The following is a 23501-nucleotide window of genomic DNA, read 5'->3' as shown; positions in this document are numbered from 1 at the left end:
GAAATAGCCTAAGCAAAAGAAGACGTTCAGCCCTTGGCGGCCTTCAACTCGTCGATTTTGGCGCAAAGATTCTTCAGAACGAAGTATTCTTCGGTCGAAACCTTGCCTTCGTTGACTTCCTGCGTCCACTGCTCGAGCGGGATCTTGATGCCGAATTCCTTGTCGATGGCGAAAACGATATCGAGGAAGTCGAGGCTGTCGATGCCGAGGTCGTCGATCGTATGGCTTTCCGGCGTAATGGTTTCGCGATCAATTTCGCTGGTGTCAGCGATGATGTCGGCAACCTTATCGAATGTAGCTGTCACGCCCGTAATCCTTTGTGTTCTTAATTATAAAGGTCTCTTCAGACGCACCACATAGGGAAGTTGCATCAAAAAGCCAATGCTTTCGTGATCGATCCGTCATTTTGCGCGATGTGTGTTGCGCACGACCTACAGTCAAACGGCCAGAGAATGACGTCCCCGGCCATTGGAGAGATAGGTGTCAAAGTTTGCGGCAATGCTGCGAGCAAACGGCTTGCCTGTCTCCGTCAAAGTAAAATGGCCGGCCTCAAGACGGACAAGTCCATCTCGGTCACTCTCCGCAAATTGCCGGGCTTCTTCGACGGCCGGAAGCGAGGCAGGACCATAAAGCGCACTGAGCGCCGAAAGATCGAGCGCGAAATCGCACATGATCCTTTCAATCACGAAGGCCCTCACCCGGTCCTGCGCAGAAAGCGCGATACCACGGGCCGTGCAGAGACCATCGGCTTCAGTCATCCGCTCATATTCGCCGGTTGCAACCGTGTTCTGCACATAGCCTTGCGGAAACTTGCCTATGGAGGATGCGCCAAGCCCAATCAGGGCGTCGGCGCCGTCATCGGTATAGCCTTGAAAATTACGGCGAAGCTCTCCCTCTTTCACAGCCCTTGCCAGGCTATCTCCAGGCTTTGCAAAATGATCGATACCGACCGGCTGGTAGCCCGCTTCCACTAACATCTCTGCTGCGGTCTTCATCTGCCTGTAGCGCGCGACCGCATCCGGCAGCGCCTCTTGCGGTATCATCGTCTGGTGTTTCTTCATCCATGGCACATGCGCGTAACCAAAGAGAGCGACGCGATCCGGGTTTAGAGAGATGATCTTGTCGACGGTATCGCGCATCGTCTCTAGCGTTTGATACGGGAGGCCGTAGAGCACATCGCAATTGACGGAGAGGACGCCTCTCGCCCTCACCGCATCGACCACGGATTTCGTCTGCTCAAAGCTCTGTATGCGGTTGATTGTCTTCTGCACGTTAGGATCAAAGTCCTGTACGCCGAGGCTTGCCCGCGTCATCCCGATTGCAGCCAGGGCATCGTAACGTCCCTCATCAAGATCATTCGGGTCCATCTCCACGCTTATTTCCACGTCATCGGAAAAAGAGAATGCCGAACGCAGGGAGCCCATCAGAGCAGTCAGGTCTTCCGGCCTGACGATCGTTGGCGATCCGCCTCCGAAATGCACGGCCTTCACCTTGGTCTCGCGCGCAACAAGCCCGCCAACTGCTTCGATCTCCTTGTGGAGCGCTCTTAGATAGATGGCTATCGGCTCATAACGGAGCGTGTGTTTGGTGTGACAGGCACAGAACCAACAGAGCCGATCACAATAGGGAATATGGATGTAGAGCGACAGGCGATTATGCGAATCAAGAGCCCGCAGCCAGGACGAATATTCGCCAGCTCCTATGCCCTCATGGAAGTGCGGCGCTGTCGGATAGCTGGTGTAGCGGGGAACGGCCGCGGAATATTTCTTCAACAAATGCTCCGTCATAGCGATCACGTCCTGACATGTATCAATTCTGCGACTTAGGGATACAGACTGCGACAGTTTGCAACTTTGACTTCGATCAAATTAGCTAATAAACAAATTGATCAGAGGCGGTGTGGGGACATTTGCTTCGGGGCTTGAGGTAACGGGAACTTTTGAGATCGCACATGCGGTCGGACCCGTTCGACTTGGACGTGATGCGATGGACACGCTGCGGAGAACTATCCACAATTCAGAGATGCCCGTGGTGTGCCGCTCCTGCGAGGCGCGCCATGGCGGCCTTTGCGGTGTGCTCACTCCAGCGCAGCTCCTGGAGATCAACCGCCAGTCCAGCCGCAAGACGTTCGAGACCGGTCATGAATTGCTCGGGCAAGGCGAACTCGTGCCCTACTACGCCAACATCCTCAGTGGCGTCATCAAGTTGTCGAAGATGATGTCTGACGGTCGCCAGCAGATCGTCGGCCTGCAATTCGCTCCCGATTTTCTAGGGCGTCCTTTCAATGCTGAAAGCAATATGACAGCCGAGGCAGCGACGGATGTGGAGATCTGCCTGTTTCCGCGTCGCATCGTGGACCGGATGATCAGCGAAGTGCCGAACATGGAGCGCAAGCTTCACGGGCAGTCATTGAAGGAACTGGACGAAGCGCGGGACTGGATGCTGACGCTTGGTCGTAAATCCGCACAGGAAAAGGTTGCAAGCTTTCTGTATCTGATCGCGACGCATATCGACCCTGAAAAGGGCGATGCGTCTTGCTTCGACCTGCCATTATCACGCGCGGACATTGCCGATTTTCTGGGTCTGACCATCGAGACCGTCAGCCGTCAGATGACCAAGCTGAAGAAAGAGGGCATCATTCGGATCGAGAACAACCGGCATATCACCGTACCCGATCTCGACGCTCTAAACGACGCCGCTGGCAACGACTGAGCTAACCTACTTGTCCCAGTGCAAGTGCGTCAGCGATGCGCCGAACATATAGGGCGCCTTTGCCTCTGCGGGTGTAAAAACCGCTCCGGTCAGGATCAAAACTACAAAAAAGCACTTCATCATCACGCTCCCCAGCGTCTGCCATCAAGTGGCCTCCCTGGAGACAAGTTATAGATGATAAGATACTCTTTTCGTTTAAGAAAATCGGTTATCGCCAGGTTGGAAAGATGCGTCAAAAGCGCCGTATCCCGGTGAGGATCCGTTAAGACAGATCAATGGCGCTTCGATGCTCAGCAAAACAGTGCCGGTTGCGACATAGCGACTTCTCGACTATAGAACACTCATCCACATGGACCCGGTGAAAATCCGGGTGGCTCTTCTGGCCGCCGATCCGCCAGACAACACAGCAACGCAACCTGTTTCGTCTTTTGAGGACCGAGTTCTGCTCGGCCCGTTGCATCAACTGTGGTAACTCATCTATGCAAACTTTCTCACACTACCGTCAGGAGTGGTTCTCCAATATTCGCGGAGACGTGCTCTCCGGCATCGTCGTCGCGCTTGCGCTGATTCCGGAAGCGATCGGTTTTTCCGTTATTGCCGGTGTCGATCCCAAAGTCGGGCTCTACGCTTCTTTTGCGATTGCCTGTGTCGCAGCCTTTGTCGGCGGGCGTCCCGGCATGATTTCCGCTGCTACGGCTGCGACAGCCGTGGTGATGGTCTCGCTCGTCAAAGAGCACGGACTTCAATATCTTTTCGCAGCAACGATCCTGATGGGTCTCATCCAGATCGTGGCAGGCTGGCTGAAGGTCGGACGCGTTATGCGCTTCGTCTCACGCTCGGTCATTACCGGCTTCGTCAATGCGCTCGCCATCCTCATCTTCATGGCGCAGTTGCCTGAACTGATTGGCGTTCCTGCATTGACCTATGTGATGATCGCGGCGGGCCTCGCCATCATCTATCTCTTTCCCTACGTCACGAAGGCGATCCCCTCGCCGCTCGTTGCCATTGCCGTGCTGACTGCGATTGCATGGTGGACGGGGATGGAGCTTCGCACTGTGGGCGACCTCGGCGAGCTGCCATCGAGCTTTCCAGTGCTAATGATTCCGCAAGTCCCGCTGACATGGGAGACGCTGCAGATCATCTTCCCTTATTCCATCACGCTCGCAGCCGTCGGTCTTCTTGAGTCCCTCCTTACGGCTCAAATCGTCGACGACATGACGGATACGCCAAGCAACAAGAGCCAGGAATGCGTTGGCCAGGGCGCGGGCAACATCGCCTCCGCCTTGATCGGCGGCATGGGTGGATGCGCGATGATCGGCCAGTCGGTGATCAATGTGACTTCCGGGGGACGCGGGCGGCTCTCGACCTTTGTCGCTGGCGCGTTTTTGCTTTTCCTCATCGTTGTGCTGGGCGACCTTGTTCGCATCATTCCGATGGCAGCACTCGTCGCGGTAATGATCATGGTGTCGGTCGGGACCTTTTCCTGGCGCTCGATCCTCGAGCTGAGACGCAACCCGCTATCATCCTCCGTCGTCATGCTGGCAACGGTCGTGACCGTGGTGGCAACGCACGATCTCGCCAAAGGCGTTATCGTCGGCGTCCTGCTGTCTGGCATTTTCTTTGCCGGCAAGGTCTCCAAGCTCTTCCGCGTCACGCGGAGCGACGATGCGAGTACGAGGACGGTCAGCTATGTCGTCGAAGGCCAGATCTTCTTTGCCTCGGCAGAAAACTTCATCCATGCCTTCGATTTTGCCGAGCAGGCGGACAAGATTGTCATCAATGTTTCCGCCGCCCATCTCTGGGACATCACTGCAGTCGGTGCCTTGGATAAGGTCGTCTTGAAGTACCGCAATGCTGGCGTCGAGGTTGTGGTCACGGGCTTCAACAAGGCCAGCGCCGATATGGTCGACAGGTTCGCGCTTCACGACAGACAAGAACGGCTGGCGGCGAGTGCTTCCCTGCATTGACAAAAAATAGGGGCCGCGGCAATGCAGCGGCCCTTTTCACCTCTGTGCAGATGTGACGATGAATGTCGGTTTCGTTCGCTTACTGTGAGGCAGCGGGCGTTGACGTCGGCTGCTGTTGCTCTGCGAGCGCGCGAAGCTCCGCAACGCGACGCTTATACTCCGCCTCAGTGATCTGGCCGCGGCGGCGGGCAGCGCCGAGTGCGGTCAGGTTCTGCTCCATGGTCGAGGCTTCGTTCTCTTCCATCTGCGGCATGGCAGCCGTCATAGGCTTGGCGAAGGTCGGGAAATTACCGGTGTCGCGCTTCTGCAACGGGCCACTGCTGACTGGCTGCGGACCGACGATCTGCGCCTTGGGCCGCTCCATATGAGCCGGATTGACGATAGGCTTCGGCGTGGTGCAGGCAGCCAGAGGAAGGACCAAGCCGCAAACCAACAGCACAGATGCTGTTTTTACGCTTCCCGAATGCTTGCCCATTATCCTGCCCCACCTGTAAGCTATCTGTCGCTTGTCGAACGCAATTTGCCAGCGTCCATGTTGCTGGAACTTGTATTCGTTTTCGTACAGAATGTGCAAATACAAAAATCGCCGCGGAGGAGAACGTATGGCCGGCATTGGAGGCGGACCCAACGATCCTGAGGACAAAGGGTTCAGTTTCGATCCCAAATCTGCCGATGCCTATATTCTTCGCGATCCGCAGGCCTTCGCCATGAACATCGCCAGAGCTGTGGAAAATCTCGGCAAGGCTGCTTCAGAGTGGCTGGCACCCAGAGAGCGCGGCGAGATTCCGCCGACCAGCACGAGCCCGATGAGCGATGTCTTCCAGACGCTGTCCGATGTGGCGGAATATTGGATGGCCGAGCCGCAGCGCTCCGTCGAGGCGCAGACCCACCTTTTGTCGAACTACTTCGAGATCTGGCAAGAATCGCTCCTGCGACTATCCGAACAGCAGGGGAAAGCTGGAGAGAAAAAACCACAGGCCGGAGCCAAAAGCGGCCATAAACGCTTCGCCGACAACGACTGGCAGGCAAACCCGTTTTTCGACTTTCTGCAGAAGGTCTATTTCGCTACCGCCGACTGGGCGGAGAAAATGGTGACAGAGGCTGACGGGCTGGACGAGCGGACCCGGGAAAAGGCACGCTTCTATATGCGGCAGGTGACGGAAGCGATGTCTCCAGCCAACTTTGCCTTCACCAATCCCCAGGTGTTTCGCGAAACGGTTGCCACGAGTGGAGCCAACCTCGTCAAAGGAATGGCCCAGTTGGCGGAAGATATGGCGGCTGGCAAGGGGCATTTAAGGCTTCGCCAGACCGACTATAACCAGTTCGTGATCGGCCAGAACATCGCCGTTTCTCCAGGCAAGGTGATTGCGCGAAGCGATCTTTGCGAGATCATCCAGTATGCCCCTTCGACGGAAAAGGTGTTCAAGCGCCCTCTTCTCATCATCCCGCCATGGATCAATAAATTCTACATTCTCGATCTCAACGCCCGGAAATCTTTCGTCAAATGGTGCGTCGATCAGGGCCACAGCGTCTTCATGATCTCCTGGGTCAATCCGGATGTACGTCACGCTGAAAAAGGGTGGGACGACTACATTCGGGAGGGCATCGATTTTGCGCTTGGCACAATCGAAGAGGCGACGGGGGAACAGGAGGTCAATGCGGTGGGCTACTGCATTGGCGGCACGCTTCTGGCTGCCACCCTCGCCCTGCATGCGCAGAAGAACGATCATCGCATCCGCACTGCCACGCTGCTTGCGGCGCAGACCGACTTTACCCATGCGGGCGATCTGAAGATCTTTATCGACGAGCCGCAGCTGGCTGCGCTCGATGCCCATATGAAGGCGGTCGGATACCTCGATGGCGCGATCATGGCGAGCGTCTTCAATATGCTTCGCGCATCCGATCTGATCTGGCCCTATATGGTCGACAACTATCTGCGCGGCACCCAGCCGCCTCCCTTTGACCTCCTCTATTGGAACTCCGATTCCACCCGCGTCGCAGCCGCCGTGCATTCCTTCTATCTGCGCAATTGCTATTTGGAAAACAATCTGGCCGAAGGACGGATGGTGGCGGATGGCAAGGTACTGAACCTAAAGGATGTCACCATCCCGATCTATGATCTTGCCACGCGCGACGACCATATCGCTCCGGCGAAATCAGTCTTCGAGGGCGCAAAGCCGTTCGGTGGATCGGTCGAGTTCGTGCTGGGTGGTTCGGGCCATATAGCAGGCGTGGTCAACCCGCCCGATGCTGGCAAATATCAATACTGGACCGGAACGTCACCCGTCGGTGATTTTAAACAATGGCAGCAGAAAAGCAGTGTTCATACCGGATCCTGGTGGCCGCATTGGCAGAACTGGCTTGAGGCACAGAGCGGAGAAAAGGTCGGGGCGCGCATTCCGGGAGATGGCACGCTCACTCCGCTTTGCGACGCGCCAGGCACCTATGTTCTTGAATGACCAGGGCGATGCGAAGACACTCGCGCCATGCGCTTCGATTCTCCCCTCGTGCCCGCCACGCTCGTCTCTCGTTATAAACGCTTCCTTTTCGATGCCGTTCTGGACAACGGAACAGGGATCACCGGATCCTGCCCCAATACGGGTTCTATGCGTGGGCTGACGACGCCGGGTTCGCGCATCTGGCTTTCCGAGCATGACAGCCCGACGCGTAAATATCGCCACATGCTGGAAATGGTCGAGGCGGATGGAACGATCGTTGGCATCAACACAGGAATGCCGAACCGGCTGGCAGAGGAGGCTATTCTTTCGGATAGGATCCCCTCGCTACGTGGCTACAATGTCTTGAAGCGCGAGCAGCGATATGGCGTCAATTCCCGCATCGATTTCCTGCTTTCGGCGTCTGGAAGACCGGATGCCTATATCGAGGTCAAGAACGTGCATTTCATGCGCGAGGCCGGACTTGCAGAGTTTCCGGACACGGCGACGAAGCGGGGCGCCAAACATCTCGAAGAACTGGGCGACGCGTCAGAAGCCGGTTATCGCGCTGTGATGCTCTATCTGATCCAGCGCGCCGATTGCCATCGGATGCGCATCTGCTCCGATCTCGATCCGGTCTACGCCGTTGCGTTTCAGCGTGCGATAAAGCGTGGCGTAGAAGCCTATGCCATCCGTTGCGAGGTTTCGGCGACGGAAATCGTCGCGAACCGGATGGTTGCAATAGACGACTGGCACCCTGCTGATTTATGAACGCAGGTGAAAGTAAGACAGAAAGCGATAGTATGGTCACCTATATCGACGCGGCATCGGCCCCCATGAAGAATACGGGCGTTATCCGCCTCTATAACTCCGAAGATTTTGAGGGCATGCGCAAGGCAAGTCAGCTAACGGCGCGCTGCCTCGATGCGCTCGCCGATATGGTCAAGCCAGGGATCACGACCAACGCAATCGATCGCTTCGTCTTCGAATTCGGAGCCGATCATGGCGCCCTGCCCGCGACGCTGAATTATCGCGGCTATACCAAATCCGTCTGCACCTCGATCAACCATGTCGTTTGCCACGGCATTCCTGACGACAAGCCGCTTCGTGAAGGCGATATCGTCAATATCGACGTGACCTATCTCCTCGACGGCTGGTATGGCGATTCGAGCCGCATGTATCCGGTTGGACAGATCAAGCGGTCTGCCGAGCGCCTGCTCGAAGTCACCTACGAATGCCTGATGCGCGGCATCGCTGCGGTGAAACCCGGCGTGCGAACCGGCGCCATCGGTGCTGCGATCCAGGCTTACGCGGAATCGGAGCGCTGCTCCGTCGTGACGGATTTCTGCGGCCACGGCGTCGGGCGTCTCTTCCATGATACGCCGAACATTCTGCATTACGGCAAGGAAAGCGATGGTCCGGAAATTCGTGAGGGCATGATCTTCACCATCGAGCCGATGATCAACCTCGGCAAGCCGCATGTGAAGGTTCTCTCGGATGGATGGACGGCGGTGACTCGCGACAGATCGCTCTCCGCGCAATATGAACACGCCGTCGGCGTCACCGCGACGGGCTGCGAGGTCTTCACCCTGTCGCCGGGCGGCCTCCACCGGCCCGGCCTGCCGCCGCTCTAAGAGGAGAATTATCGCCAGATGGCCAAAGGTCCCTCGCCCGATACCGGAAAAACATCAGCATTTGGCGAAACATCCCGGGCGAGCGACCTGTTTGGCAGTCCGATAGACCTCGTCGTTCCCGGCGAAACAACACCTCCACCTCACCCGACCAAGGCGAAGACAAAAGACAGCGCAGAGGTCCCCCACTACCATGGTCACCGGGAAAGATTGCGGGCAAAATATCGTGATATTGGCGACGTGGCGCTCGCGGACTACGAACTCCTTGAGCTTTTGCTCTTCAGGCTCATTCCGCGCCGCGATACCAAGCCTATCGCCAAGGCGCTGATCGCCCGCTTTGGAACACTTGGCGGCGTGCTCGGCGCGCCGCTATCGCTTCTGCAGGAAGTGAGTGGCGTCGGAGAAGCTGTGGCACTGGATCTGAAACTCGTCGCTTCCGTCTCGCAACGGATGCTGAAAAGCGAAATCCGCAACAAGCAGGTGCTCGGTTCGTGGTCTTCGGTCATCGATTACTGCCATGCTGCCATGGCCTACGAAACGCGAGAGCAGTTCAGGATCCTGTTTCTCGATAAGCGCAACGTGTTGATTGCCGACGAGGTCCAGGGGCATGGCACCGTGGACCACACCCCGGTCTATCCGCGTGAACTGGTGCGGCGCGCCCTCGAACTCTCGTCGACAGCCATTATCCTGGTCCACAATCATCCCAGTGGAGACCCGACACCGTCCAAGGCCGATATCGATATGACGAGGACCATCGTTGATACGGCAAAGCCGCTTGGGATTGTCGTGCATGATCATATCATCATCGGCAAGGACGGGCATGTGAGCTTAAAAGGCCTGCGGCTGATCTGAAGACTGTAGAAAATGTTCGATTGTTATTGCGGATAAGTATTACTTATCCGCTCGCTATTTGTGAAGGTATGTTGGTACCATCCCAAAGTGGTACACAACCCAAAGCTTTGCCATTAAGAAAAAAACAACTCCTCCATACTAGCATCTCCAAAGATATAAAGCATCAAGCGTATCGGAGGATGCCATGGCACTTATGGCAAGAATGCTTCGTAATCGTGCGGGCTCATCTGCCGTCGAATTTGCGATTATTGCCCCCATATTTCTGCTGGTCCTACTGACCATGATCGCTTACGGCATCTACCTGATGACCGCCTATTCCGTGCAGCAGGTGGCGGCGGATGCCGCCAGAACCGCAGTTGCCGGACTGAACAACAACGAACGTGAGGCGCTGGCCAAGGACTTCGTGTCCAGAAGCGCCCTTAGCTACGCCTTCATGGACAAGCGCTATTTCCATGTAACGGTCGGAAGCGATCTCAGCAATAGCAATCAGTTCACCGTTACGGTCGAGTACGATGCCACAGAGCTGCCGATCTGGAGCCTCTACTCCTACGCCCTTCCGGAAAAGACCATCAAGCGTTTCTCGACAATCCGGATCGGAGGAGTTTGACATGAGAAAAGCAGGATTTCCGCAGTCGCGATTTTGGAAAAACACATCCGGCAACATCGCCATCATGGCCGGGCTTACCGCGCCACTCTTTGCCGGCATTCTGGCCCTCGGTGTGGATTATGGGGCGCTGACATTGCAAAAGCGGGAGCTTCAACAGACCGCCGACCTTGCCGCCATTTCTGCTGCAGGTGCTCCCAATCCGGAACAGGCGGTGTTGCAGCACTTCAAGCTCAACGGCAAAAAGCTCGGCGTCAAGATCCCCGAGGGCGTGTTGACCGATACAGGGATAGTCCCCCTCGACATCAACGGCGAAGTCCCTGGCATGGACGGCTACGCCGAAATCACCAAGGGCCGCTATGTACCCGATCCAAATACCGATGTCGGTCAGCGGTTCGTTGCCAACGCCACACCGCTCAATGCGGTGAAGGTCGAGATCGTTGAACGAGGAACGCTCTTTTTCGCATCGAGTTTCACCACGCCACCGAAGGTTTCCGCAGTTGGAACGGCGGCAGCACAGCGTATAGCGGCCTTCTCCGTGGGATCGCGTCTGGTGTCACTTAATGAAGGCATCCTCAACGCGCTCCTCAGCGGGCTCTTGGGCTCGTCTGTCAGTCTCAAACTGATGGATTATCAGGCGCTCGTCAGCGCCGACGTCAATCTGTTGAAGGTCATCGACGTCCTTGCTGTCGATCTCGGTCTACAGGCTGGCACTTATCGGGAGGTGTTGGCGACTGATGTCACCGTCAGTCAGTTTCTCAGCGCGCTTGGCCGCACAACCGGCCTGTCGCCATCTGTGGCGGCAGCGGTCAAAACGCTGGAACGGACGGCCAACAAAAGCAGTATCAGCCTCCCTCTTGAGAAGATCGTCAACCTCGGTCCGTTTCTGGACTCGATGGTCGGCAACAGCGAAAACCTCAAGGTCACGGCGGGTGTCTTCGATCTGGTCTCAGCGGCAGCGGTTGCAGGCAACCGAAGCCAACAGATTGCGATCAATGCGGGCGCGTCCGTTACAGGGCTTGCGGCAACCAAGATCACGCTGGCAGTGGGCGAACCTCCTGTCAGCACGCCCCCACTGGCCGTTGGCGCATCCGGCACGGTCGTTCGAACGGCACAGACACGCCTTGCCATCGATACGTCGGTCGTTGGGTTGAAGGCGCTTCTCGGTCTACAGATTCACGTCCCTCTTTATGTCGAAGTGGCCAACGCAGAAGCACGGCTTGCCGATATCCGGTGTATGACGCCCGGCAACGGCGCGGTCGATATCGATGTGGTGCCGGGTCTTGCTGAGATTTCGCTCGGCAATGTCGACACCAGTGCATTCAACAATTTCGGCCGCACACCACGTGTCACCAAAGCGTCGATCGTCGATTCTGCCGTGGTCAAGATCAACGGCATGGCGCAGATCAACAGCGGCAATCTGACGAAGAGCCGACTGACATTCTATCAATCGGAAATCCAGCTCGGCAGGATCAAGCAGGTATCGACGAAGGATGTCACCACTTCGCTCGTCACCTCGCTTCTGAAGAAGCTTGATCTCGATATCAACGTGCTGTTCCTGACGATTGGCTCACCCACGGTTCTCCAGGCAGCGCTTGCCGATACGTTGAGCGCTGCGACAAAACCCATTGATGAGCTTCTCTACAATACCCTACTGGTCCTGGGCGTTAAGATTGGCGAAGCGGATGTGCGGGTGACGGATCTGCGCTGCATGCAGCCTGTGCTGGTTCAGTGATCCCTGCTCAAAACAAGAAAGCCGCCGGATCGCTCCGGCGGCCTCATCACATCTAAGCCTCAGTTCGCTCAAGCGTTGGCGACGGCCAAGCGCTTTTCGTCGCGACCGCTCTTCATGCGCTCGGACAGGAGGAAGGCCAGTTCCAGAGCCTGGTCGGCGTTGAGGCGCGGATCGCAGTGCGTATGGTAGCGGTCGGACAGCGAATCTGCTGTCACGGCGCGCGCACCACCGGTGCATTCCGTCACGTCCTTGCCGGTCATCTCGATGTGGATGCCGCCCGGATGCGTGCCTTCGGCGCGGTGGATCTGGAAGAAGCTTTCCACTTCCGACAGAATGCGCTCGAATGGACGCGTCTTGTAGTGGTTGAGCGTGATGGTGTTGCCGTGCATCGGGTCGCAGGACCAGATGACCTTACGGCCTTCCTTCTCGACAGCGCGGATCAGCTTCGGCAGATGGTCGGCGACCTTGTCATGACCAAAGCGGCAAATCAGCGTCAGGCGTCCTGCTTCGTTGGCGGGGTTCAGCGCGTCGATCAGCTGGATCAAATTGTCCGGCTGGAGCGACGGGCCGCACTTCAAACCGATCGGGTTCTTGATGCCGCGGAAATATTCCACATGCGCGTGGTCGAGCTGGCGCGTGCGGTCACCGATCCACAGCATGTGGCCGGAGGTCGCGTACCAATCGCCCGATGTGGAGTCGATACGGGTCAATGCTTCTTCATAGCCGAGAAGCAGCGCTTCATGGCTGGTGAAGAAATCCGTTTCACGGAGGCTCGGATTGTTATCGGCGCTGATGCCGATCGCCTTCATGAAGTCCATCGTTTCGGAGATACGACCGGCAAGCTTGCGGTAGCGATCGGCCTGCGGGGAATCCTTGACGAAGCCGAGCATCCACTGATGCACGTTCTCCAGATTGGCATAGCCACCCATGGCGAAAGCGCGAAGCAAGTTCAGTGTTGCAGCCGACTGACGGTAGGCGTCCAGCTGGCGCTCCGGGTTGGGAATGCGCGAGGCTTCGTTGAACTCGATACCGTTGATGATGTCACCACGGTAAGACGGAAGTTCTACGCCATTTTGCGCTTCGATGTTGGACGAGCGCGGCTTGGCGAACTGGCCGGCAATGCGGCCAACCTTGACGACGGGCAACTGCGCGCCATAGGTCAGGACTACGGCCATCTGCAGGAAGGCGCGGAAGAAGTCACGGATATTGTCTGCGCCATGCTCCAGGAAGCTTTCCGCGCAATCGCCACCCTGCAGGAGGAAGGCTTCGCCTTCGGCAACGCTCGCAAGCTGCTTCTTCAGGCGGCGCGCCTCACCGGCAAAAACCAGAGGAGGATAGCTTGCAAGCTGGGCTTCCGTTGCTGCAAGCGCAGCAGCGTCCGGATATTGTGGAACCTGCTGGATGGGCTTCTGTCTCCAGCTACCGGGCGTCCAATTCTGTGCCATTCTACTCACCTGTCTCCCCGCCCGAAAAATTGCGCGGGCGTCCGCACCTTTAAAAATTGAGCGGCTTATAAACCTTTGGAAGGAGCTTGCCTAGTCAATTACCGACGCTTTTGGACCTGCGGAACCCCCCCGGGATTCTAGATTATCCTTGAATTGAAGCCTGCGTGCTTCACGTCGTTGTTTTTGCAGCCCATCGCGATTGTGCAACCGCTGCACAACGCGCCAGAGAAACAAGCCGAAATGGTCGAGACGTGTCGATGGCCATGTCTCCCATCGGTCATCATCTCCACTCTTCCGCTCCGTGACGTTGTTACGAGCCAATCTCTCCATCGCAAACATGGTTTCCGGCAACATGATCTTCCTCCTGTTTTTTCGACAGGAGGTAAGGCAGAGGCTGCGGGCGGCGTAGATGCAGAAATGAAAGGCGCGTTTCAGCGGCGAACGGTGCAAAGCGGCATTGATCCGGCTATAAATGTCCGATCAGCCGGAGAGCTTGCCATGACAGACGTGAACTGGGACGATCTGAAACTCTTCCATATCGTTGCGACCGAAGGTGGTCTGGCAGGCGCGGCAAGCCTGACCGGCATCAGCGCGCCGACGATTGGCCGCAAGATGCTGTTTCTCGAACGGGCGATGGGTCGCACGCTCTTCATCCGCAGCCAGCAGGGGTACAAGCTGGCGCCCGATGGGGTAATCCTGTTCGAACGCGTGCAACACATGCGGCGGACCGCGGCTGAGATCAGCCAGTGGCACGGCGACGCCTTCTCGCTGCCAATCGTTTCCATTTCCAGCAATATCTGGCTGATGGGTTTCATTGCCGAAAATGCGAGCGCCATTCGAGGACCAGACGACGCCTTTCGGCTGTGCTGCAAGCACTTCGGCCCCGACGATGACCTCACCTACCGGCGTGGTATGATCGGGGTCTTTGATGCTCCTCCACAGCACGGCAACTTTGCTGTGCGCAAGTCCATCACGGTCAATTACTGCGTTTACCGGTCGAAGGAACTTCACCAGGATGCATCCGCGCCCTGGATTTCAATCGGCACGGAAGTTGCGGCGTCGGACGCGGAGATGTGGGTCTTTCGCAATCGGGAGCAGATGATCCACACATGGACAAATGCGCCGGCCCTTTTGCCGCGCCTGATCCAGAGCGGGGCCGGCAAGGGCGTGTTGCCCGCCTATATCGGCGACGCCCTGCCCGGCGTGGTGCGCGACGGCGACATTATCGAAGAACTCGCTCACAACCTGTGGATCACCGTCAATGACGATGATCGTCACACGCCGGAGATGCGTGTCGCCATCGACAGGCTCGCGGCATTGTTAAAGCGCAACGAGCGACACTTCGAAGGCCTGCACGCAGAGCCTGTCGACCATCAAAGCCCGGTTATACTCTTTCCCCGTTCTTGATGCGGTAGCTTGGCGTATACATTGTCACCAGCTCCTCGGCAGCCGTCGGATGGACCGCCATGGTGGCGTCGAAGTCGTCCTTGGTGCAACCGGCCTTCAGCGTGATGCCGAGAAGCTGCGCCATCTCACCAGCCTCATGCCCCAGGATATGCGCGCCCACGACCTTCCGGTCGGCGGCGTTGACGAGAAGCTTCATGATGGTCTTTTCCTGACGACCGGAGAGCGTTGCCTTCATCGGGCGGAACTGCGCACGATATACCTCGACCTCGTCGAATTTCGACGCCGCCTGCTCTTCCGATAGGCCCACCGTGCCGATTTCGGGCTGGGAGAAGACTGCGGTCGCAATCAGATGATGATCGGGCTTTGTCGGGTTGTTCTTGAATTCCGTCTCGATGAAGCACATCGCCTCATGAATGGCGACGGGGGTCAGCTGTACCCGGTCGGTGACGTCGCCGAGTGCATAGATGTGCGGGACATTGGTGCGCGAATACTCATCGACGATGATCGCGCCCTTCTCATTGGTCTTGACACCAGCCTTTTCAAGCCCGAGACCCTTGGTGTTGGGATCGCGGCCAAGTGCCAACATGACGAGGCCGACATGGATCGACGTGCCCTTTTTGGTGCGGGCCATGAAGCCGCCTGCCCCGTCCTTGCTCACGTCCTCGATCACATCTTCAAGGACGATGCGGATGCCCTTGGCTTCCATCGCCTCATGCAGGCCTTTGCGCATGTCGCCATCGAAGCCGTTCAGAATTTCCTTGCCGCGATAGATCAGCGTCGTTTCGACCCCGAGGCCGTGGAAGATATTGGCGAATTCGACGGCGATGTAACCGCCGCCGGCAATTAGGATCGACTTGGGCAATTCTTCCAAATGAAAGGCTTCGTTGGACGAGATCGTCAGCTCATGGCCCGGCAGTGACGCGTGGGCATTCGGCGTGCCGCCGACGGCAATCACGATACGCTCTGCCGTTACCGTCTGTCCGGTGCTGAGAAGCTTCACGCTATGCGCGTCGACAAGCTCTGCACGGCTATCGAAAACGTCGGCTTTGGCGTTTTCCAGGCCCTTGCGGTAAAGGCCTTCCAGACGCTCGATTTCCTTGTCCTTGGCGGCGATCAGCTTTTTCCAGTCGAAGGTGCTCTCACCGACGTTCCAGCCAAAGCCTTTGGCATCTTCGAAGTGCTCAGGATATTGCGACGCGTAGACAAAGAGCTTCTTCGGCACGCAGCCTCTGATCACGCAGGTGCCGCCGTAACGATATTCCTCGGCGATGCCGACCCGCTTGCCCAGCGACGCTGCTACGCGGGCGCTGCGCACACCGCCGGAGCCGCCGCCAATAACAAAAAGATCGTAATCGTAGGATGTCATCATAAACCCCTGTCATCGGCCGAGAGACGTACAGTATCGACTGTCGCAGCGTGGAAAATCAGCCCGTTAAGCAAAGCGGCGCATCAGAAACGCGCAGTACCCAGGCATCGTCTTGATGCTCATATAGGTGCCCGTACCGGCAAAAGAAAAGCCCGGAATTCTCTCCCGGGCTTTGAAAAATACTGAATGATCAGCCTGCGATCATGGCTTTGGCGCAGGCGCCGCAGCCGGAGCAGCCGTCGCTCCCGGAGCGCCGCCAATGTTGGCTGCGTTCGCAGGAAGCGGCTGGAGATCAGCGCCGGCGACCTTCTGAAGCTCTGCCATGCTGGAGGCGTTGAGATCACGGTTGATGCCAGCTGCCCAGATGTCGGCGGCCTTCATCAGTTCGCGTGTCGCAATCGGTCCGTCCTTGAGAAGCTTTTTGCCGGCTTCGCTGCTGTAGAAGCCGGAGATGGCCTTCAGCTCATCGATCGAGAAAGCGCGCGCATAGGTCAGGGCCGCTTCGCGTTCCAGGTCGGCGCGGCGTGGCGCGAGTTCCAGTGCCTTGGCATCGACCGTCGCGGTGATCTGGTCTTCGACGTTTGGCGACGACTGAATGAGTTCGGACTTCAGACGCTCCGCAAGACCCGGCAGAATGTTGTCGAAGCGATCGGTGACGCCCAGTGCCGTGATTGCCTGCTTTGCAGCAGCGATATGCTCTGCAGAAATCTCCTGCGCGCGTGCGGCAGTGCCGAACACGAGGCCGGAAATAAGGATCGAAGCAGCGGCAGCTTTGCCCAGTCCCGCTATTTTACCCATCAACTCTCTCGCTCCTGTTATATTTTCGCCTGCATGACGCGGGCGCCATCCGGCCCTGCGATGATAGCAAGCGATGCCAAATTAATGAAAAGTCCGTGCTCGACGACCCCTGGAATCGTATTCAGCTGACGTGCCAGCGCTTCTGCATCAGGAATACGGCCAAATGATGCGTCGAAAATGAGATGACCGCCATCGGTCTTGAACGGTCCATCCTCAGAAGAACGTAGCTTCAACTCGCCCGAAAGGCCCATTTTGGAAGCCAGTTTCTCGATTGCGATGCGGGTTGCGATCTGGCCGAAGGCATTGATTTCGATGGGAAGCGGAAAAGCTCCCAGCGTCTCGACCACCTTCGTCTGATCTGCAATCACGATCATGCGCGATGAAGCAGCCGCGACGATCTTTTCGCGTAGCAGAGCACCGCCGCCGCCTTTGACCAGACGAAGCCCGTGATCGACCTCGTCGGCGCCATCGATCGTCAGATCGAGCTCGGGCAGTTCATCCAGCGACTTCAGCGGAACGCCAAGCTCGACACACAGACGCGCGGTGCGTTCCGATGTCGGGACACCCTCGACTTTCAAACCGTTCGATACTTTTTCGGCAAGCAGGCGGACAAATTCTTCCGCCGTGGAGCCTGTACCGATGCCTAGACGCATACCGTCTTCAACATGGGCAAGGGCAGCCTCTGCGGCCTTGATCTTCATTTCGCGGGCATCCATGCGCCTGCAACTCCGCTTTACTCATGGGCCGTGAGGTGAATGTCCGCACGAAAATGCCCTGGTGGTTGTGCATCGGACAGGACCAGATGACTGGCCCCGATCTTTGCGACTGCGTGTGTTTACACGTCTAGAAACCCAAACGAAAGCCCCTTTTGCTGCTTCGAAATGGACCATTCAAGGGTTTCGTTCGAAACGAGATCTTGCCCAGGACTAGATCGGCTGAGGAAAAGTGCCGAAGCTCTGCGCAGACCTTCAACGTAATGCCGTGCTTTTCCGAAAATCGGTTACGATTTTCGGGCCGATGCTGTAGGTTCTCGTAATATTGACACAGACAGACGAGGTTTCCTCTTTGACTTCACCCCTTGTTATTTTCGATCTCGACGGCACGCTGATCGACACCGCCCCCGACCTGATCGACAGCCTGAACCACACGATCGCTGCCGCAGGTCTTGCGCCCGTCACCTTCAACGACCTGACGCACCTCGTCGGCCAGGGCGTTCGTGTCATGGTCCAACGCGCCTTTGCACTGAGGAACAAGGAGTTGCCGCAGGAAGACGTGGAGCCGCTACACCAACGCTTCATTGCGCATTACAAAGAAGAGATGCCAGGTCAGAGCAAACCTTATCCCGGTGTCGCCGAGGCTCTGGATCGCCTTGCTGCCGCAGGCTTCAGCCTTGCCGTCTGCACCAACAAAACATCGGATCTGGCCCTTCCTCTGCTCGAGAAACTCGGACTGAAGGACCGCTTCGCGACGATCACCTGCGGGGACACCTTTGAATGGCGCAAGCCGGACGCGCGCCACATTCTCGGAACCATTGAGAAAGCCGGTGGCGATGTAACCCGCAGCGTGATGGTGGGCGACAGCGTCAACGATATCCTGGCGGCCAAGAATGCCAATATCCCGTCCATCGGCGTGACCTTCGGCTACACCGATGTTCCCATGGCGGAGCTTGGACCGGATGTGACGATCGATCGCTACGACACCCTGGATGCAGCACTTGTCGAAAGACTTCTGGCGCAGCGCGTCGCTGCGGCCTGAAGGCGCGGCCGACCGTGAAAGTCCTTGGCCTCGCGCCAAGGACTGAAATTTTCTCATCAAAAAATGCGCACAAAAAAGCCGGCCACAGGGACCGGCTTTTTTGCTGAACTTGGACGCGGATTAACGCGAGTAGAATTCGACGACCAGATGCGGTTCCATGATGACGGCGTAAGGCACGTCAGCAAGAGCCGGTACGCGAGCAAACGTCGCGGTCATCTTGTTGTGATCGACTTCGATGTAGTCCGGAACGTCGCGCTCTGCGAGCTGAACAGCTTCGAGAACGATTGCGAGCTGCTTGGACTTCTGGCGAACTTCGATGACGTCGCCAACCTTGCAGCGGTAGGAACCGATGTTGACGCGAACGCCGTTAACCGTGACATGGCCATGGTTGATGAACTGGCGAGCCGCGAAAACGGTCGGTACGAACTTGGCGCGGTAGACGATGGCGTCCAGACGCGACTCGAGCAGACCGATCAGGTTCTCGGAGGTGTCGCCCTTACGACGGTTTGCTTCGTCGTAGGTTGCGCGGAACTGCTTCTCGCGGATTTCGCCGTAGTAACCCTTCAGCTTCTGCTTGGCGCGCAGCTGCGTGCCGAAGTCGGACATCTTGCCCTTGCGGCGCTGGCCGTGCTGGCCTGGGCCGTATTCGCGACGGTTAACCGGGGACTTCGGACGACCCCAGATGTTTTCGCCCATGCGGCGGTCAATTTTATACTTGGACGATTCGCGCTTGCTCATCGTATTTCCTTCTCAACAGTTTATACCGATCTGTTGTCAGATCGGATTAAGGAAACACGCCCTCCTCTGAGGCTCTGTTGAAGAACCTCTGACAGGCTTCTCACATGCGATATGGAGAAACCACGGGACATGTCGGTGATGTTGACCGCCGAACGTCAGCTCATTACTGCAAGGCAGTCAACGAAACACACCGGGCATTGCTACCCGGCGTTGGAGCGGCTTCTAGGGGCGCTTCATAAAAATGTCAACGATAAAACGCAGCAACCCTCTTGAAACCTTTGCGGCGCCTCCCATTTCATCCTGGTGATCAGGACTCGGGCCCCTCTGGCGTATTACCGGACAATACGCGATGTCGAGTCTCCAAGGATGGGGCGCGACTTTTTTCAATCACGTTCCCCCATCTGTTGAGCCAACCTCGTCCGGACAAAGGTTGACTGATGGACTTTCTGTTTACGGATTTTCTCGGTACCCCCACATGGATGTGGGGCATTTTCATTACTCTCGTTTTAGGCCTCCTGGCGCTCGATCTTGGCGTTCTGCATAAAAACTCCAAGGAGATCGGCATCAAGGAAAGCCTTATGATGTCGGGCTTCTACATCGCCATCGGCCTGGCCTTCGGCGGCTGGATCTGGTTTCAGTCCGGTCAGCAGCCAGCCATGGAATATGTGACGGGCTTCGTGGTGGAAAAAAGCCTGGCGATGGACAACATCTTCATCATCGCCATGATTTTTTCCTACTTCTCGATCCCGCGCCAGTACCAGCACCGCGTGCTGCTGTGGGGTATTCTCGGCGTGATCGTTCTGCGCGGTATCATGATTGCCGCGGGTGCCGCGATCGTCGAAAACTTCCATTGGGTTCTCTATCTCTTCGCCGCCTTCCTGGTGTTTACCGGCATCAAGATGCTGTTCTCGGCAGATCATGAGGAGCAGGATATCGGCAAGAACCCTATCCTGAAATTCCTGCGCACCCGGCTCCCCGTCACCGAAAAGCTTCATGAGGAGCGGTTCTTCGTCAAGCAGCCCGACCCGAAGACCGGCCGGTTGAAGACCTTCGTGACGCCGCTCTTCCTGGCGCTCGTCATGGTCGAAATCGCCGACCTGATCTTTGCGGTCGACTCGATCCCGGCGATCTTCGCGATCACCACCGATCCGTTCATCGTCTACACATCGAACATCTTCGCGATTCTGGGTCTGCGCGCCCTCTACTTCGCTCTTGCCGCCCTGATCCACCGCTTCGCATATCTCAAATATGCGCTGGCTGCGGTTCTGGTCTTCGTCGGCTCGAAGATCTTCCTGGCAGACATGCTCGGCATCGCAAAGATCCCGCCGTCCATCTCGCTCGGTATCACCGTTGCGATCCTTTTGACGGGTATCGTCGGCTCGCTGTTTGCCACGAGAAATGACAAGAAGGTCATCGACGAAGTCTAAAGGGCTTTGCCTCCAAGACTTTTAAAGGCGGGGCGACCCGCCTTTTTCTATGGGCTGTGTGATAGCTTGGCGCTTCGACGGCTTTATTCAGCAGCCAGACTCATATCTCCGTCGGGAGCATCCGCGTCGCCAGGCGCGGTCTTGGCTTCAAGGTCGGGGAAGGCGACGATGCGCTTGCCGGAAAAGTCCGCATGCACCACCACCAGTTCCTTTTCCTCAAAGTAGCCGAGCAGTCGTCTTGCGCGGCGCGCCGAATGGGTACCGTAGGCACGCGCAATCCGCGCGTCTGAAGGACATGGCTCTTCCGCAAGAGCCGCCTTCACCAGAAGCAGGAAGACGCCCTGCAGGTCATCCGAGACGCTGCGGGAAAGCTCCAGCGCCTTCTGCCAATTCTCGCTTGCCGCCATCTCCACATCCACACCTGAGCGCGTGATGGCGATCTGGCGGCGGAACTCCGATAGCGCCATCGGGGTACCCGGAATACGGCGCATGCGGGCGCGCACGAGGAAGTCCTGATAGAGGACAGCATCGGTGCGATAGGCCGATTGCGGGTCGTCGAGAATTTCGGTCAGAACAGCCGTGATCTTTTCTTCCCGCTCTTCCGGCGTGAGGTCCGGCTGGCTCGAACGCTGCGGCTGTTCGGACGTCGGCGCGATAGCGGCGGGCGTCGAGCGCGAGAGTTCGGCGAGAATGTCAGTCGTCGGCCGCGGTGCTGGCGGCGTACGGCGAACAGCGGGCCGGGCGAACTCTTCCGGATCTGGCGTGAAGATCAAATCCTCCACATCCTGCGGCGCGTCCGGCAGCGGCATGAGCTTCGGCGACGAGGAGCGCGCCGATGTTTCCACCGGACCGATGACGATCGGCAGCGGGCGCCGAGAGAGAGCGGGACCAAGGGCAACAAAATTGCCGCGTTGAAGATCGCGGAACATTTCCGCCTGACGGCGGTCCATGCCGAGAAGATCGGCGGCGCGCGCCATGTCGATATCGAGGAAGGTGCGCCCCATGAGGAAGTTGGACGCTTCCGCCGCAACGTTCTTGGCAAGCTTTGCCAATCGCTGCGTGGCAATTACGCCGGCAAGACCGCGCTTACGCCCGCGGCACATGAGGTTGGTCATCGCGCCGAGCGACGCCTTGCGGGCATCCTCGGTGACTTCGCCACCGACAGAGGGCGCGAACATCTGCGCCTCATCCACGACCACCAGAACCGGATACCAGTATTCGCGATCGGCATCGAACATGCCATTAAGGAAGGCGGCTGCGGCGCGCATCTGCTGCTCGATATCGAGCCCTTCCAGCGTGAGGACGCAGGAGACACGATGCTGGCGAATGCGGTTGGCAATCCCTGCAAGCTCCGCTTCGGTGCGCTCACCATCCACCACCACATGGCCGAACTTGTCGGCCAGCGTGACGAAATCACCTTCTGGATCGATGATGACCTGCTGTACCCAGGGGGCCGACTGCTCCAGCAGGCGGCGCAGCAGATGCGACTTTCCGGAACCGGAATTGCCCTGCACCAGCAAGCGCGTGGCGAGCAGTTCCTCAATATCGAGCTTGGCACTCTGCCCGCCCGAAAGCGTTCCCATGTCGATACCGACCTGCACGTTGACCCGTCCCTGCACTGCAATGATCAAAAGCGCCGCGTCATCGCGCGGCGAACACTCTCTTTACCAAAGTTTTCCGCAAATGCCCCGCTGCATCGCAACAATGCACAGGGAATTGCAGATCGCTCTCACGCGTTTCCAGACGGCGCACGGCGCAAGGACAGGCGGCGGCCAAACACGTTCAATGCAAGACCGGCAACGACGAGCGCGCTACCAACGATTTCGAGCGTGGTGATATGTTCGGCAAAAGCAAAATAGGCACCGAGGAAGCCGACGATCGGCACCAGTAGCGAGAAGGGCGCCACCGTCCCCGCCGGATAACGCAGCAGAAGAAAGCTCCAGATGCCTGCCCCGATGATCGTTGCGCCATAGGCCATATAGGCGATGACCGCCACCGTCATCATGTTGGCATTTGCCAACCCTTCGCGAATCGCCTGCGGGCCTTCGAGCAGCAGCGAAAGTGCGACCAGCGGCAAAACCGGGGCGAGACTGGTCCAGGCGACAAAGGAAATGGCGTTGACGCGGCCCACCTTGCGGTTGACGATGTTGCCGACAGCCCAGCTGAAGGCCGCTCCTACGCACATCAACAGTGGCACGAGCGCTGTCAGTTCCAGACGTTCCAGGCCAATCACCGCAAGGCCGGAAAAGGCAACGGCTGCCCCGGCAATGTGAGACTTCAGCGGAATTTCACCCAGCAGCGTCACGGCCAGCGCCATGGTGAAAAAAGCCTGCGACTGCATGACGAGCGAGGCAAGTCCCGCAGGCAGACCCCATCTGATGGCTGTGTAGAGGAGCCCGAATTGCGCGCAGCCCATCACCATGCCGTAGACGACCATATGCTTCCAGGGAACCTTGGGGCGCGGCAGGAAGAAGATCAGCGGCACGGCTGCGAAGAGGTAGCGCAAGGCTGTGAGGAAAAGAGGCGGCATATCCATGACGCCGACTTTGATCACGACGAAGTTGAAGCCCCAGAGAAAAACGGTGACAAGGGCAAGAAGAATGTGCGGCACTGACATTGCTATATTCCA

General features: G+C 57.6%; 20 protein-coding genes, 1 pseudogene and 1 other annotated feature. Of the genes and pseudogenes, 11 read left to right on the top strand and 10 right to left on the bottom strand.

Annotated elements, in window-relative coordinates; genetic code table 11:
• Window positions 1-26: 26 nt before the first annotated feature.
• A complete protein-coding gene (locus QE435_RS20315) occupies window positions 27-305 on the bottom strand; it encodes an acyl carrier protein (protein WP_027675812.1) in 279 nt (92 codons plus the stop codon).
• A gap of 132 nt (window positions 306-437) precedes the next feature.
• The gene (hemN, locus tag QE435_RS20310; protein WP_349042469.1) at window positions 438-1787 is read right to left on the bottom strand and encodes an oxygen-independent coproporphyrinogen III oxidase; all 1350 of its coding nucleotides are present in this window, start codon (window positions 1785-1787) and stop codon (window positions 438-440) included.
• Window positions 1788-1986: 199 nt separating this feature from the next.
• Here hemN and fnrN point away from each other — a divergent pair, with 199 nt between their 5' ends.
• Both fnrN and QE435_RS20300 read left to right on the top strand, forming a co-directional pair.
• A complete protein-coding gene (gene fnrN / locus QE435_RS20305; protein WP_306932488.1) occupies window positions 1987-2712 on the top strand; it encodes a transcriptional regulator FnrN in 726 nt (241 codons plus the stop codon).
• Window positions 2713-3060: 348 nt separating this feature from the next.
• Window positions 3061-3116, top strand: a sequence feature (sul1 is cis-regulatory element that is thought to sense ions involved in sulfur or methionine metabolism; They are found in Alphaproteobacteria).
• A 75-nt stretch (window positions 3117-3191) separates the two neighbouring features.
• Window positions 3192-4679, top strand: a complete 1488-nt coding sequence (locus QE435_RS20300) for a SulP family inorganic anion transporter (RefSeq protein WP_349042468.1) — start codon at window positions 3192-3194, stop codon at window positions 4677-4679.
• A 79-nt stretch (window positions 4680-4758) separates the two neighbouring features.
• Here the strand turns inward: QE435_RS20300 and QE435_RS20295 are convergent, their stop codons facing one another.
• Window positions 4759-5100 (bottom strand): hypothetical protein, encoded by a 342-nt coding sequence (locus QE435_RS20295; RefSeq protein ID WP_245495350.1) that lies wholly within the window; start codon window positions 5098-5100, stop codon window positions 4759-4761.
• Between the two features lie 181 nt (window positions 5101-5281).
• Here QE435_RS20295 and phaC point away from each other — a divergent pair, with 181 nt between their 5' ends.
• The 6 genes and pseudogenes from phaC to QE435_RS20265 all read left to right on the top strand — a co-directional run bounded on the left by phaC (window position 5282) and on the right by QE435_RS20265 (window position 11936).
• Entirely contained in the window at window positions 5282-7138 is a 1857-nt protein-coding gene (gene phaC / locus QE435_RS20290) for a class I poly(R)-hydroxyalkanoic acid synthase (protein WP_349042467.1), read from the top strand.
• A gap of 27 nt (window positions 7139-7165) precedes the next feature.
• Window positions 7166-7885: a DNA/RNA nuclease SfsA gene (gene sfsA, locus QE435_RS20285; protein WP_349042466.1), complete on the top strand. Its 720-nt coding sequence runs from the start codon at window positions 7166-7168 to the stop codon at window positions 7883-7885.
• Between the two features lie 32 nt (window positions 7886-7917).
• Window positions 7918-8748 (top strand): type I methionyl aminopeptidase, encoded by an 831-nt coding sequence (map, locus tag QE435_RS20280; protein ID WP_349042465.1) that lies wholly within the window; start codon window positions 7918-7920, stop codon window positions 8746-8748.
• Between the two features lie 183 nt (window positions 8749-8931).
• Window positions 8932-9597 (top strand): annotated as a pseudogene (gene radC, locus QE435_RS20275) (DNA repair protein RadC); the annotation flags it as partial.
• Window positions 9598-9781: 184 nt separating this feature from the next.
• Window positions 9782-10204 (top strand): TadE/TadG family type IV pilus assembly protein, encoded by a 423-nt coding sequence (locus QE435_RS20270; RefSeq protein WP_349042464.1) that lies wholly within the window; start codon window positions 9782-9784, stop codon window positions 10202-10204.
• 1 nt (window position 10205) lies between these two features.
• A complete protein-coding gene (locus tag QE435_RS20265) occupies window positions 10206-11936 on the top strand; it encodes a TadG family pilus assembly protein (protein WP_349042463.1) in 1731 nt (576 codons plus the stop codon).
• 68 nt (window positions 11937-12004) lie between these two features.
• On the opposite strand, the gene QE435_RS20260 is transcribed toward QE435_RS20265, so the two are convergent.
• Window positions 12005-13381 carry a 3-deoxy-7-phosphoheptulonate synthase class II gene (locus QE435_RS20260; protein ID WP_130979659.1) on the bottom strand — a complete coding sequence of 459 codons (1377 nt, stop codon included), beginning with the start codon at window positions 13379-13381 and terminating at the stop codon, window positions 12005-12007.
• A gap of 498 nt (window positions 13382-13879) precedes the next feature.
• Here QE435_RS20260 and QE435_RS20255 point away from each other — a divergent pair, with 498 nt between their 5' ends.
• On the top strand, window positions 13880-14788 hold the full coding sequence (locus QE435_RS20255) for a LysR family transcriptional regulator (protein WP_349042462.1): 909 nt from the start codon (window positions 13880-13882) through the stop codon (window positions 14786-14788).
• On the opposite strand, the gene gor is transcribed toward QE435_RS20255, so the two are convergent.
• The 3 genes from gor to rpiA form a co-directional block, all read right to left on the bottom strand.
• Window positions 14766-16154: a glutathione-disulfide reductase gene (gene gor, locus QE435_RS20250; RefSeq protein ID WP_349042461.1), complete on the bottom strand. Its 1389-nt coding sequence runs from the start codon at window positions 16152-16154 to the stop codon at window positions 14766-14768. The genes QE435_RS20255 and gor overlap by 23 nt on opposite strands.
• A 201-nt stretch (window positions 16155-16355) precedes the next feature.
• Window positions 16356-16952 (bottom strand): DUF2059 domain-containing protein, encoded by a 597-nt coding sequence (locus QE435_RS20245; RefSeq protein ID WP_306932473.1) that lies wholly within the window; start codon window positions 16950-16952, stop codon window positions 16356-16358.
• A 17-nt stretch (window positions 16953-16969) separates the two neighbouring features.
• Complete coding sequence (rpiA, locus tag QE435_RS20240; protein ID WP_349042460.1) at window positions 16970-17668, bottom strand: ribose-5-phosphate isomerase RpiA; 699 nt, start codon at window positions 17666-17668, stop codon at window positions 16970-16972.
• A 349-nt stretch (window positions 17669-18017) separates the two neighbouring features.
• Here rpiA and gph point away from each other — a divergent pair, with 349 nt between their 5' ends.
• Window positions 18018-18707 (top strand): phosphoglycolate phosphatase, encoded by a 690-nt coding sequence (gene gph / locus QE435_RS20235; RefSeq protein WP_349042459.1) that lies wholly within the window; start codon window positions 18018-18020, stop codon window positions 18705-18707.
• 120 nt (window positions 18708-18827) lie between these two features.
• Here the strand turns inward: gph and rpsD are convergent, their stop codons facing one another.
• The gene (gene rpsD, locus QE435_RS20230; protein ID WP_062425433.1) at window positions 18828-19445 is read right to left on the bottom strand and encodes a 30S ribosomal protein S4; all 618 of its coding nucleotides are present in this window, start codon (window positions 19443-19445) and stop codon (window positions 18828-18830) included.
• A gap of 437 nt (window positions 19446-19882) precedes the next feature.
• On the opposite strand from rpsD, the gene QE435_RS20225 reads away from it, so the two are divergent.
• On the top strand, window positions 19883-20872 hold the full coding sequence (locus QE435_RS20225; RefSeq protein ID WP_349042458.1) for a TerC family protein: 990 nt from the start codon (window positions 19883-19885) through the stop codon (window positions 20870-20872).
• An 83-nt stretch (window positions 20873-20955) separates the two neighbouring features.
• Here the strand turns inward: QE435_RS20225 and QE435_RS20220 are convergent, their stop codons facing one another.
• Both QE435_RS20220 and QE435_RS20215 read right to left on the bottom strand, forming a co-directional pair.
• Window positions 20956-22473: an ATP-binding protein gene (locus tag QE435_RS20220; RefSeq protein ID WP_349042922.1), complete on the bottom strand. Its 1518-nt coding sequence runs from the start codon at window positions 22471-22473 to the stop codon at window positions 20956-20958.
• A 128-nt stretch (window positions 22474-22601) separates the two neighbouring features.
• Window positions 22602-23489, bottom strand: a complete 888-nt coding sequence (locus QE435_RS20215) for an EamA family transporter (RefSeq protein WP_349042457.1) — start codon at window positions 23487-23489, stop codon at window positions 22602-22604.
• Between the last annotated feature and the right edge of the window lie 12 nt (window positions 23490-23501).

The organism is Agrobacterium sp. SORGH_AS 787 (assembly GCF_030819035.1).
Lineage (GTDB): Bacteria > Pseudomonadota > Alphaproteobacteria > Rhizobiales > Rhizobiaceae > Agrobacterium > Agrobacterium larrymoorei_B.
Note: the sequence above shows the minus strand (reverse complement) of the source record. Positions and strands in the feature narration are given on the sequence as shown.